We start from the raw sequence: 12,046 nt of genomic DNA on the forward strand, positions 1-12,046 counted from the left end.
AGAAATCACCGGACGCGTGGGCGGATGATCACCTGGTGGATGTGCCCATCCGGCGGCGACGACACCGCGTCGGCGATGACGCGCGCGACCGTCTCGGGCAACAAGAACCGCGACGGGTCGTACTGCCCGCCCTCGTAGGCCACCAACCTCTCCTGCATCTCGGTGGCGATCCGGCCGGGATGCACCGACGTCACCCGCAACGACGGCTCGTCGGCGCGCAGCGAATCGGCGAACGACCGCAGCGCGAACTTGCTGCCCGAATAGGACGCCAACCCGGGTGAGGCGTTGATACCCGAACCGGAGTTGACGAACACGACGTGCCCGCCGACCGCCCGCAGCGCGGGCAGCAGCGCCAACGTCAGCGCCACCGCCCCAATCACGTTGACTTCCATACTCGTTCGCCACTCATCGACGGTCGACTCGGCCACCCGCCCGGGAAACGCCACCCCGGCGTTGTGCACCAGCACGTCGAGTTCGTCGACGGCCGCGACGGCGTCGGGAATCGTGTCGGTGTCGGCCAGGTCGAGGGCCAGGATGGCGGCGCCGAACTCGGCGGCCACCTCGTCCAGCCGCGTCGACGGCCGCCCCGCCAACACCAGGCTGTGCGTCGGCGCCAGCGCGGCCGCGACGGCCGCGCCGAGCCCCCGGGAGGCACCCGTGATCATTGCGGTCGGCATGTCGTCAACGCTACCGACCTGCGAACCACGCTCCCGCGTCGCATCATGGTACGGATGCCCGCCGACCACAGCTTCGCCCCGACGCAGCTCTCCGCCCGCGCCGCCTACCTGCTGCGCGGCAATGACCTGGGCACGATGACGACGGCCGCGCCGCTGCTGTACCCCCATATGTGGAGCTGGGACGCGGCGTTCGTGGCGATCGGGCTGGCTCCGCTGAGCGTCGAGCGCGCGGTCGTCGAACTCGACACGTTGCTCTCGGCGCAGTGGGGCAACGGGATGATCCCGCACATCGTCTTCGCCAACGGGGTCGACGGCTACTTTCCCGGCCCCGCGCGCTGGGCCACGTCGACGCTGGCCGTCCACGCGCCGCGCAACCGGCTCACCTCGGGTATCACCCAACCGCCGGTGCACGCCATCGCCGTCCAGCGCATCCTCGACAACGCCCGCACCCGCGGCCGCACCACCCGCGCGGTCGCCGAGGCGTTCCTGGACCGCCGCTGGAACAACCTGGTGCGGTGGCACCGTTGGCTGGCCGAAGCCCGCGATCCGCAGTCCCGCGGCAGGGTCACGCTCTACCACGGGTGGGAGTCCGGCATGGACAACTCGCCGCGCTGGGACAGTGCCTACGCCAACGTTGTTCCCGGCGCGCTGCCCGAGTATCAGCGCGCGGACACCACGATCGTCACCGACGCCAGCCAACGCCCCAGCGACGTCGAATACGACCGGTATCTGTGGCTACTCGAGGAGATGAAGCTGGCCCGCTACGACGACGAGTTGCTGCCCAAGGTGATGAGCTTCGCCGTCGAGGACGTGTTCGTCTCGGCGATCCTCGCCGTCGCCTGCGACGTGCTCGCCGAGATCGGCGAGGACTACAAACGTCCGTCGGCCGACGTGCGCGACCTGTACGCGTGGGCCGATCGGTTCCGGGCGGGCGTGATCGACGCCACCGACGAAAGAACCGGCGCGGCACGCGATTTCGATGTCCGCGCCGGCGAGTGGGTGGCCACCGAGACGGTCGCGCAGTTCGCGCCGCTGCTGTGTGGCGGGTTGCCGCACGAGCGGGAACGCCACCTGGTGAAGCTGCTGGAGGGCCCGCGGTTCTGCGGGCATCCCGACCTGAAATACGGTCTGCTGCCGTCGACGTCGCCGGTATCGCGGGACTTCCGCGCCCGCGAGTACTGGCGTGGGCCGGTGTGGCCGGTGATGACGTGGCTGTTCGGGTGGTGCTTCGCCCGGCGCGGCTGGGCCGAACGTGCCCGCCTGTTGCGCAAGGAGGGTCTGCGGCAAGTCAGCGACGGCAGCTTCGCCGAATACTACGAGCCCTTCACCGGAGAACCGCTGGGCAGCATGCAGCAGTCGTGGACCGCCGCGGCGGTACTGGACTGGCTGGGATGAGCGCTATTCGCCGAGGCGCTCGAGCGGGCCGATGGCCTTGGTCAGCATCTCCAGATCCTCGGGGCTGAGCTTGCCCAGCAGCGTGGCCAGGTACGCCCGCCGCGTCGCCAGCGCCTCTTGGTGCTGGGCCCGTCCCTCGGGGGTGATATCGACCAGCACCGCCCGCAAATCAGAGGGGTCACGTGAGCGTTTGACCAAGCCAAGCTTCTCCAGCCGGCGGATCGCGACCGTGGTGGTGGGGGTGCGAACCCGCTCGTGGGCGGCCAGATCGGTCATCCGCAGCGGCCCCTGATCGAGCAGCGTCAACAGGATCGACAGCTGCGCCAACGTCAGGTCACCGGCTTCCGCACGGTTGGTGTCGCTGCGGCGCAGCACGGAGAAAACCCGGGAGAGCACCCGCTGCAACTCCCCCGCCAACTCCGTGACCTGCGGTTCTACCTCGGCCATAATTCGTCAGTCTAACCTGTCTGAGGCTGCCAAGTTGTGATGACGGGCGATTACCTCACAGAACCTGGGACAGGAACCGCTGCAGCCGCTCGGTCTCGGCGGCCTCGAAGATCTGCTCGGGCCGACCGGCCTCGACGACCTGCCCGTGGTCCATGAACACCACGGTGTCGGCCGTCGACTGTGCGAAGCCCATCTCATGGGTCACCACCACCATCGTCATCCCGTCTTCGCCCAGGTCGGCGATGAGCGCCAGGATCCCCTTGACCAACTCCGGGTCCAGCGCTGAAGTGGCCTCGTCGAAGAACATCACCTGCGGCGCCATCGCCAATGCGCGCGCGATCGCGACGCGTTGCTGCTGACCACCGGACAGCGTCGTCGGGCGCACGTCGGCCTTGTGCCGTAGTCCGACCCGCTCCAACTGCGCCATGCCGAGTTCGCGGGCCTCGTCGGCGCCGAGGCGTTTGAGCTTGCGCGGCGCCAGCGTCACGTTGTCCAGCACGCTTCGATGTGGAAACAGGTTGAAGTTCTGGAACACCATCCCGATGCGCTGACGCAACTGATCCGGGTTGTCGTTGAGCACCGAACGCCCGTCGAGCAGGATATCGCCCCGGTCGGGTTCGTGGAGCCGGTTCAATGTGCGCAGCAGCGTCGACTTCCCGGAACCCGACGGCCCGATCACGACGGCGGTGCTGCCCGCCGGCACGTCGATGTGCACCCCGCGCAGCACCGAGTTCGGTCCGAACGACAGGTGAATGTCGTTGGCGGCCAGAGATACCGGTTCGAAGGCAGCCATCAGATCATCTCTTGTGACGTGGACAGTTCCAGTGGGTCCTCCTCGGTCGGGGCCCGCCCGCGCCGCAGCCGGTTGTCGATGTAGTTCACCAGATGGGTCAGCGGTACGGTCAGCGCCAGGTAGAACAGCCCGGCCGCCACCAGCGGGGACAGGTTGCCGGTCTGCGCGTTGAGGTCGCGGCCGACCTGGAACAGTTCACGCTGGTCGGCCACCAGACCCAGGAAGTACACCAGCGAGGATGCCTTGAGCAGCGAGATGAACTGGTTCATCAGCGCGGGCAATACCCGCCGGATGCCCTGGGGCACCACGACCAGCCGCATCGACGTGGTATACGAAAAGCCCAGTGCCCGCGAGGCTTCCAGCTGGCCCGGCTCCACGCTCTGAATGCCTGAGCGGAAGATCTCGCCGACGTAGGCCGCGGCCATCAGCCCCAGCGCGGCGATGCCGAGCGGAAACGGGTTGTTGCCGGTCAGCCCGCCCACCACCGGGCCCAGGCCCAGGCCGATCAGCAAGATGATGACCACCTCGGGCAGACCGCGGAAGATGTCGGTGTAAACCCGTGCGGGCCAGCGCAATAGGCGGCTTCGGGATATTCCGGCGACGGCCAGCGCCATGCCCAGCAGCAGCCCGATCACCGAGGCGCACACGGTCAGGATCAGCGTGTTGGGCAGACCGGTCTTGAACAGGTCGGGGATGGCCTGCTTGTAGAGGTTCCAGTCCAGGAACGAGTCCTTCAGTTGCGCCAGTGTGGATTTCGGCTGTACCGGCCCGCCGGTGTCGGTTTCCTGTTGCTGCGCGGCGATCGCGTCGAAGTTGGGCAGCTGCGGCACCGGCGCCGCCTTTGATCCGGGTTTCCACCCCGGCGGCAGCGCGCGCGGCACCCAGTCGGAGTACAGCCGGCCCCAGGTGCCGTCGGCGATCACCGCGTCCAGCCCAGCGTTCAACGCGTCGATGAGGGACTGGTTCTCCTTGGCGACCGCATAAGCGATGAAATTGTCCAAGCTGAAGGTGTTTTCGATGATCTCGGCTGGATCGCCGGGTTGCACCGTGCCCTCGGCCTGCTGCGACGGCGCGACCCACGCATCGAGCTGGCGGGATTTGAGGCTCGCGTAGACGGTGTTGTAGTCGGGGTAGATCACCGGCTGCAGGCCCAAGGTGTCGACGACGTAGGACTCCTGCACGGTGCCCTGTACAACCCCGATGCGCTGCCCGGCGGCCAGGTCGCCGAACCCGGTGATGGCCGAGCCGGCGGGCACCACCAGCGAGAAGTAGCCGAAGTCGTAGCCGTTGGTGAAACCGACGGTGCGGCGGCGGGCTTCGGTGGTGGTGATCGACGACGACCCGACGTCGAAGCGGCGCGAGGCCACCTGGGCCAGCAGGCCGGAGAACTCGGTGCCGACGAAGTTGATCTGCAGCCCCAACCGCTCGGCGATGGCCCGCAGCACCTCGTTGTCGAACCCGGTGAACTGACCCGCGGAGTTGATGCAGATGCTCGGCGGGGCGTCCGAAAGGGTGCCGACCGTCAGTGTTCCCGGGGTGCTCAGTCCGAGCGCATCCACGTCGACGGAGTCCAGCGGCACGACGGTGGCCGTGGTGTAGCTGTCTTCGTCAGGTCCCTTGGCAGCTGCGGCCAGGTTGGTGGGCAGTGCGCTGGCGCTCTCGACGCCGGGCGGCGCGCACTGGTCGACTTGCGCCCGTGCCGGCGGCGCCAGGCCCAAGGTGAAGATCAACAACCCGATCAGCGCCAAGACGGTTGTCTTCATTACTGCAACGTAGCGAGCGTCGGCCCGGCGACGGCGACGTCAGGTCAATTGGAATGCAACGCCGGGTGCGCGGACGGGGCGAGTACACCGCGGCGCACCAGTTCGGCCAGCATGATCCGGACCATCAGGTCGGACCGGTCGATGTTGGCTGCGCGCGCCGCGGCGGTGTCGCCGCGGCGGATCGCGTCGACCTCGCGTACGTAGAACGGCAGCATCTCGTCGTGGTTGTCGGTGTATGCACTCCAGAACGCCTCAGGCACCAGCGCCTGCGACGCCTGGATCAGCGCCAGCAACCGCGGGCCCGCGTACCGCTCCTTGATCAGCCGCCGGAAATCCCAGCCGGCCTCGTTGAAGGCACGTGAACGGCGGGTGCTGTGCATGACGCCGAGCAGCCTGTCGAGTTCGTCGATGAGCTCCGGATTGCGGTCGGTCGCCGCACGCGCGGCGGCGATGCCGTTGAGCAGGCCGTAGATTTCGTGGTGCTCGCGCACGACGGTCTCGTCGAACACCTCGACGAACGCCCCGCGGTGGTAGCGGGTGTAGAGGATGCCGTCGTGCTCGAGCTGTACCACGGCCTCCTGGATGGGCACGCGGGACACCCCGAGTTCCTTGGCGATCTCGTTGCGGTCCACCCGATCACCCGAGCGAAGTTTGCCGGTCAGTATCAGGTTGACAACATGCGAGACCACGAGGTCTTTTTCTTTGACCCCATACTTCTTTGGCATCGCGGCCAACAGTGTCTCACGCAGCGGGTGCGCCCGGAGCGGATCGACGCGAGGTGGTGACTAGCTCGTCTGGCGGTCGCGCCAGCGACATAGCGCTTCGGCCTGGGTGAGGTCGTAGTCGGGACCGTTGGCGCCGACGGTCAGCAGCGTGACCCCGAGTTCGGCCAGCGCGTCGGCCTCGGCGAGCAGCTCGTCGGTCGTCTTGCCCGACACTCCGGCCGACCGCTCGATCGCGGCAGGATCTCGGCTGACGTCCGAGCAGTGCCGCGCCAAGACCTCGGCCTTGCGGGGGTAGCCGGCGCTGCCGCTGAAGGTGTGCCAGATGTCGGCGTGCCTGGCCACCAGCCGCAGCGTCTTCTTCTCACCTTCACCGCCGATCAGGACGGGGATCGGCCGGGTGGGCGGCGGGTTGAGCTTGGTCAGCCGCGACGTGATGCGGGGTAGCCCGGTGGCCAGGTCGTCGAGGCGGCTGCCCGCGGTGCCGAACTCGTAGCCGTACTCGTCGTAGTCCTTCTGCTTCCAGCCCGAGCCGATGCCCAGAATCAGCCGGCCGTCGCTGATGTGGTCGACGGTGCGGGCCATGTCGGCCAGCAGTTCGGGGTTGCGGTAGGAGTTGCACGACACCAGTGCGCCGATCTCGATGCGCGACGTCTGCTCGGCCCAGGCGCCCAGCATCGTCCAGCATTCGTAGTGCGCGCCGTCGGGGTCGCCGTATAGCGGGAAGAAGTGGTCCCAGTTGAAGGCGACGTCGACACCCAGGTCCTCACAGCGACGGACCGCGTCGCGGATATGGCGGTATTGCGGGGAATGTTGCGGCTGTAGTTGCACACCGATGCGAATGGGGAAGCTCACCGTTTCAAGTTAGATGAGAGCACTCTCATTTCGCACTCATCTGCGTTTCCGCCGCAAACGCCAGGCTTGGGGATATGACTTCGCCCGCGCTGGATCTGCTGCTCGGTCCGCACGCACCCGACGTGCTGACGGCTGCCCTCACCGAATACGGCGGCAAACTCGAACACCTGCAGCCCGGTCACGTCAACGTGCGGCCCAGCGGCGCGGCCACCGTCATGTACTGGGCGGGGGTGCGTCGCGCCGACGGTACCCGCACGACGGAGATCCTGGCCGCCACGACCGGCAGCCGCATCCCGGCCGGCGCGGCCGTCGTCGCCGGCGAACATCTGGGCGAGTCGGTCGAGGTCGGCATCTGGCGTTGGCCCCAAGACCCGGCGCTGCCTGCGCTGGCCGCGGCCAGCGACGCGGGGGTGCTGCGCCACCTCGGCCTCAGCGCGACGGACGTGAGCGACGTCCGGGTACGCGCGTATCGGCCCGCGCAGCGCGCGGTGCTGGAGGTGCACGACGGCCGTCGCACATGGTTCCTCAAGGTGCTGCGCCCATCTGCCGTCGCGCAGCTGCGCGTCCGCCACGACCTGGCCAGCCCGCACCTACCCGTCCCGCCGGTGGCGGCGTTCACCCCGGACGGGCTGATCGCGCTGCCCGAGGCGCCGGGGACGGCGCTGCGAAACGTGCTTGCCGACGGCGGCGATGTGCCGGCGCCCGACGCGTTCGAGGCGTTGTTGGACGCGCTGCCCGCCGATCTGACGGCGATGCCGCGGCGACGGTCACACCTGCAGCTGGTCGACGACAACGCCGCCGCGCTGCGCTGGGCGGCCGCCGGCGAACCGGACGTGCTGGCCGAGCTGGCTGAGCTCGTCGCCGCCCTGCACACCGTCGAGCAGGAGGCGGCGCCGGTGGTGCCGGTGCACGGAGACTTCTACGAGGGTCAACTGCTGACCCACGGCGCCCGGATCACCGGGTTGGTCGATCTGGACACCGCCGGCCCCGGAGAACGCATCGACGAGTGGGCGATGCTGATCGCGCACCTGTCGGGGCTGGACCTGGAGGACCGGTGGCATCCGACGGCGGGACGGTACGCGGCCGAGGTGTTGGCCCACGCCGATCGGCGAGTGCCGCCTCGGCAGCTGCGCCAGCGCACCGCCGCGGCGCTGCTCGGCCTGGCCACCGGCCCGTTCCGCATTCAGCATCCGCAGTGGCGCGAGCACACCGTCGCGCGCCTGGAGCTGGCGAAGAAATGGCTGGCGAGCGCCGGATGAGAAGGCGCTCATCTTGGTCTCCTTCTGCCCTCACCGCAGAGCGAGACAGTGGACATGTCGGGGAAACGAGGAAAAGGAGCACACAATGAAACGCACGGCTACTTGGAAGGTCCTGACCATGGGCGCCGCGCTCACCGGACTCGGGGTCGCGGGCGCAGGTGCCGCACACGCCGACGCCGGACCGGCCGCGCTGGCTGCGCACCCGGCGGACGTGAATGTCCAACTAACAGCCGCTGTTCCGCAGATCGAGGGTCCGGTGCAGCTGAACATCCCGCAGGAGTTCCACGGTCTTTACGACAGCGTCGACAGCGGAAGCTACTGGGACAGCTGATGTTACGGGCAGGACGGCGGCGGCGCTTCTAGCGTCGCCGCTGTTCGTTCAGCACCTCGCGCAAAATCTCGATCAGCCTGCCCGGCTGGTCGCTCTGTACCGAGTGGCCGGAATCTTCGACGATGCGCACATCGCGAAAACCCGGTGCGGTACGGGCGAACTCGTCGGCGTCGTCGTCGTTGACGAAGAACGACTTGGCGCCGCGCACCAGCGTGGTGGGCACCTCGAGGCGGGGCACGTCGTCCCACAGGCCTTCGAACCCCTCGCCCTTGCGCATCTCGTCGTAACGCCACGTCCAGGTGCCGTCGTCGAGGCGTTGGGCGTTGTGGAAAACGCCGCGGCGCAACGACTCCCGGTCCCGGTGGGGTGCGGCGGCGACGGTCAGTTCGAGCATCGCGTCGAAGCTTTCGAATGTGCGCGGACCTTGTACCAGCGCGACGGTGCCTTTCTGGTCTTCGCTCAACTCGGTGTGGCGCTGCGGCGCCGACGGGGTGACGTCGACGAGTACCAGCCGGCGCACCAGCGCGGGGGCCGACACCGCCAGCCGCAGCGCGGTCAAACCGCCCAGCGACATTCCGACGACGAGGTCGGCTTCGGGCGCCAGCTCGCGCAGCACCGGTTCGATCGTGACCGCGTTGAGCTTGGGCCCGTAGTCGCCGTCCTCGCGCCACGCCGAGCGGCCGTGGCCCGGCAGGTCGAGCGCCAACGCGGGCTCGCCGAGGCCGACGACCACGGTGTCCCAGGTGTGCGCGTTCTGCCCGCCGCCGTGCAGGTACACGATCCGCGCCGGTCCCTCGCCGAACTTCAGCGCGCTGATCGGCCCGGAGTCGATGCGGGTGACCGGCGGTACGGTCTGGACGCCGGCCTGGCGCGCATTCTCTTTGAGGAACATGAACTCGTCGAGTGAGGCCAGTTCGTCGTCGGGGCTTATGTCGCTCACAGCGAAACAGTACAAAACGCGATCTGTGGAGCCCCAGCCGCGCTCAGCGCGGGCAGGACTCCACAAACCGCTAGAAGAAGAGGTCAGCTCTGGATGAAGGTTTCCAGCTGCGTGCGGGCCACGTCGTCGGGCAACTGCTGCGGCGGGCTCTTCATCAGGTATGCCGACGCCGCCACCACCGGGCCGCCGATACCGCGGTCCTTGGCGATCTTGGCCGCGCGCACCGCGTCGATGATCACGCCCGCCGAGTTCGGCGAGTCCCACACCTCGAGCTTGTACTCCAGGTTCAGCGGCACGTCACCGAACGCGCGGCCCTCCAGCCGAACGTAGGCCCACTTGCGGTCGTCGAGCCAGCCGACGTGATCCGACGGGCCGATGTGCACGTCCTTCGTCTTGAACTCACGCTGCAGGTTGGAGGTGACGGCCTGGGTCTTGGAGATCTTCTTGGACTCCAGCCGCTCACGTTCGAGCATGTTCAGGAAGTCCATGTTGCCGCCGACGTTGAGCTGCATGGTGCGGTCCAGTTGCACACCGCGGTCCTCGAACAGCTTGGCCATCACGCGGTGGGTGATCGTCGCACCGATCTGGCTCTTGATGTCGTCGCCGACGATCGGCACCCCGGCATCCTCGAACTTCTTGGCCCACACCGGATCGGAGGCGATGAACACCGGCAGCGCGTTGACGAACGCCACCCCGGCGTCGATCGCGCACTGGGCGTAGAACTTGTCGGCGTCATCGGAGCCCACCGGCAGGTAGGACACCAGCACATCGACCTTGTTCTCCTTGAGCACAGCCACCACGTCGACGGGATCGACGTCGGACACCTCGATCGTGTCCGCGTAGTACTTGCCGATGCCGTCGAGCGTCGGGCCGCGCTGGACGGTGACGTTCATCGGCGGCACGTCGGCGATCTTGATGGTGTTGTTCTCCGACGCGAAGATCGCCTCGGACAGGTCGAACCCGACCTTCTTGGCGTCGACGTCGAACGCCGCGACGAACTTCACATCGCGCACGTGGTACGGGCCGAGCCGCACATGCATGAGACCGGGCACGGTGGCCGACTCATCGGCGTCCTGGTAGTACTGCACGCCCTGCACCAGCGAGGCCGCACAGTTACCCACACCGACAATCGCGACCCGCACCTCTGCGTTGTCTGTCGCCGGCGCGCCGGCTCCGATGTGCTCACTCATGACACGAACTCTTCCCTTCGTACTAACTTGGTAACTGCCTTACGGCTGCTCGGCGCGTCTCTGCGCCAACTGTTCGGCCGCGATCAGTTCATTGAGCCACTTGACTTCGCGCTCGCTGGACTCCAACCCGAGCTGGTGAAGCTGTCGGGTGTAGCGGTCGATCGAATTACTTGCCCGCGCAACTGCTTCACGCAGGCCCTCACGGCGTTCTTCCACCTGACGACGGCGGCCCTCGAGGATCCGCATCCTGGCCTCGGCCGGGGTCCGGTTGAAAAACGCGAGGTGCACGCCGAACCCGTCGTCGGAGTAGTTCTGCGGGCCGGTATCGGCCACCAGTTCGGCGAACCGTTGCTTGCCGGCCTCGGTGAGCCGGTAGACGCGCCGGGCGCGACGCATCTTCGGGGTGCCGTCCGGTGCCGGATCCTCCGCGATCAGCCCGTCGGTCTGCATCCGGCGCAGCGCCGGGTACAACGAGCCGTAGGAGAACGCGCGGAACGCCCCGAGCAGTCCCGTCAGCCTCTTGCGAAGTTCGTAGCCGTGCATCGGAGCCTCTTGCAGGAGTCCCAGGATGGCCAGTTCAAGCACGCGGGACACCTCCTCCTAGAAATCCGAGCTGATCCGATACGGCGGTCCGACACCTCGGGCCAGTGTATCGCGCCGATATATTCGTCGCGAACTCCGGGTGGCCCCAATGCGAACGCCGGCCCGACGCCCGTGGTCGCGATCAGGGCCGGAAGTGCGTCGCTATCAGGACGGATAGCTGATCTGCTTGACCCTGCCGTCGGGCGCCATCGCGATATGGCCGCTGCCGTAGTCACTGGAGACGTAGACGGACACCGACAGCTCCCCCGGCGTGGTCGGATCGCGGGCGGGGTCGATGCTCAGATAGGTGCTGGTGACGTCGCCGGGCTTGATGCCCAGCGTTTCCGGCGCCCCGCGCAGCACACCGACGACCGTCTTGACGTCGAAGCGGCCCAGATCCACCACGGTGGCGCGGCTACTTCTGGAGCTCGACGACGGATCATCCCAGCCGCCGCGATAGGCGTAGATGAGCTCGCGGCGGTCCTCGGCCGGGTCCGGCCGGCTCAGCACGGCGTAGTCCGGGTAGACGGTCAGCCGGTAGCCGGTGGTGTCGCCGAAGCGCTGCTGCATCTGCTCGAGCAGACCGGTCAGACCGCCGAGCGAATGCAGCTGTCGCGGCGGGGTGAGCACGACGGGCGTGATGCCGTCGGGCTGGGCGCCCGGGTCGGAGGCTCCGCTCAGCGGTGACGACGTGTTGCCGTACAGCCCCCAGCCGATCGCGATGCCGACGACCACCAGGACACCGGCCACCGCGGCGCGGATACCCCAGTTGACCGGCTGCGGCACCTGCCGGTTGACCACCTTGGTGATCATCGTGGTCTGCGCCGTCTTCGGGTTCTGCAGATCGGCCACCAGATCCTGCAGCTGGCCCAGCGTCGTCGCGGCAGTGGCCGATTTCACCCGTTCGCCATGCTCGGTCATCGACAGCTGGCCGTCGGCCAGGGCGGTGTCCAGAATCTGGCAGGTTTCGGCGCGGTCGCTGTCTTTTGCCCGCATTCCCGAGGTGCGCCACCCTGAGCTGCCCGAAGCCACGTCGAAGATCGTAAGAGATGGTTTCCGATGGCGCGGGCCGAAGCACGTCGCGCCTCGGTC

At 67.9% G+C, this 12,046-nt stretch carries 13 protein-coding genes; 3 read left to right on the top strand and 10 right to left on the bottom strand.

Features of this window, described 5'->3' with window-relative positions; translation table 11 throughout:
* Positions 1 to 5: 5 nt before the first annotated feature.
* Positions 6 to 677 carry an SDR family oxidoreductase gene (locus ABQF13_RS04565; RefSeq protein ID WP_448391548.1) on the bottom strand — a complete coding sequence of 224 codons (672 nt, stop codon included), beginning with the start codon at positions 675 to 677 and terminating at the stop codon, positions 6 to 8.
* A gap of 54 nt (positions 678 to 731) precedes the next feature.
* On the opposite strand from ABQF13_RS04565, the gene ggh reads away from it, so the two are divergent.
* Positions 732 to 2,072: a glucosylglycerate hydrolase gene (ggh, locus tag ABQF13_RS04570; RefSeq protein WP_448391549.1), complete on the top strand. Its 1,341-nt coding sequence runs from the start codon at positions 732 to 734 to the stop codon at positions 2,070 to 2,072.
* Between the two features lie 3 nt (positions 2,073 to 2,075).
* Here ggh and ABQF13_RS04575 read toward each other — a convergent pair whose 3' ends face one another.
* Genes ABQF13_RS04575 through ABQF13_RS04595 form a run of 5 tightly spaced genes read right to left on the bottom strand, consistent with a single transcriptional unit; the run spans position 2,076 to position 6,652 of the window.
* A complete protein-coding gene (locus tag ABQF13_RS04575; RefSeq protein ID WP_448391550.1) occupies positions 2,076 to 2,519 on the bottom strand; it encodes a MarR family winged helix-turn-helix transcriptional regulator in 444 nt (147 codons plus the stop codon).
* Between the two features lie 55 nt (positions 2,520 to 2,574).
* Positions 2,575 to 3,312: an amino acid ABC transporter ATP-binding protein gene (locus ABQF13_RS04580; protein WP_448391551.1), complete on the bottom strand. Its 738-nt coding sequence runs from the start codon at positions 3,310 to 3,312 to the stop codon at positions 2,575 to 2,577.
* Complete coding sequence (locus tag ABQF13_RS04585; RefSeq protein ID WP_448391552.1) at positions 3,312 to 5,075, bottom strand: ABC transporter substrate-binding protein/permease; 1,764 nt, start codon at positions 5,073 to 5,075, stop codon at positions 3,312 to 3,314. The genes ABQF13_RS04580 and ABQF13_RS04585 overlap by 1 nt, the downstream gene beginning before the upstream one ends.
* A gap of 44 nt (positions 5,076 to 5,119) precedes the next feature.
* A complete protein-coding gene (locus ABQF13_RS04590; RefSeq protein ID WP_448391553.1) occupies positions 5,120 to 5,800 on the bottom strand; it encodes a GntR family transcriptional regulator in 681 nt (226 codons plus the stop codon).
* 60 nt (positions 5,801 to 5,860) lie between these two features.
* Positions 5,861 to 6,652 (bottom strand): LLM class F420-dependent oxidoreductase, encoded by a 792-nt coding sequence (locus tag ABQF13_RS04595; protein WP_448391554.1) that lies wholly within the window; start codon positions 6,650 to 6,652, stop codon positions 5,861 to 5,863.
* A 74-nt stretch (positions 6,653 to 6,726) separates the two neighbouring features.
* On the opposite strand from ABQF13_RS04595, the gene ABQF13_RS04600 reads away from it, so the two are divergent.
* Positions 6,727 to 7,911 carry an aminoglycoside phosphotransferase/kinase family protein gene (locus ABQF13_RS04600; protein WP_448391555.1) on the top strand — a complete coding sequence of 395 codons (1,185 nt, stop codon included), beginning with the start codon at positions 6,727 to 6,729 and terminating at the stop codon, positions 7,909 to 7,911.
* A gap of 85 nt (positions 7,912 to 7,996) precedes the next feature.
* Positions 7,997 to 8,242, top strand: coding sequence for a hypothetical protein (locus ABQF13_RS04605; protein WP_448391556.1), 246 nt, complete (start codon positions 7,997 to 7,999; stop codon positions 8,240 to 8,242).
* Between the two features lie 28 nt (positions 8,243 to 8,270).
* On the opposite strand, the gene ABQF13_RS04610 is transcribed toward ABQF13_RS04605, so the two are convergent.
* The 4 genes from ABQF13_RS04610 to ABQF13_RS04625 all read right to left on the bottom strand — a co-directional run bounded on the left by ABQF13_RS04610 (position 8,271) and on the right by ABQF13_RS04625 (position 11,986).
* Positions 8,271 to 9,182 (bottom strand): Rv0045c family esterase, encoded by a 912-nt coding sequence (locus tag ABQF13_RS04610; RefSeq protein ID WP_448391557.1) that lies wholly within the window; start codon positions 9,180 to 9,182, stop codon positions 8,271 to 8,273.
* An 83-nt stretch (positions 9,183 to 9,265) separates the two neighbouring features.
* Positions 9,266 to 10,372 carry an inositol-3-phosphate synthase gene (locus tag ABQF13_RS04615; protein WP_448391558.1) on the bottom strand — a complete coding sequence of 369 codons (1,107 nt, stop codon included), beginning with the start codon at positions 10,370 to 10,372 and terminating at the stop codon, positions 9,266 to 9,268.
* A 39-nt stretch (positions 10,373 to 10,411) separates the two neighbouring features.
* Entirely contained in the window at positions 10,412 to 10,957 is a 546-nt protein-coding gene (locus tag ABQF13_RS04620; protein ID WP_448391559.1) for a PadR family transcriptional regulator, read from the bottom strand.
* 162 nt (positions 10,958 to 11,119) lie between these two features.
* A complete protein-coding gene (locus ABQF13_RS04625) occupies positions 11,120 to 11,986 on the bottom strand; it encodes a DUF1707 SHOCT-like domain-containing protein (RefSeq protein WP_448391560.1) in 867 nt (288 codons plus the stop codon).
* Between the last annotated feature and the right edge of the window lie 60 nt (positions 11,987 to 12,046).

The sequence above is a fragment of the Mycolicibacterium sp. XJ879 genome, from assembly GCF_053483935.1.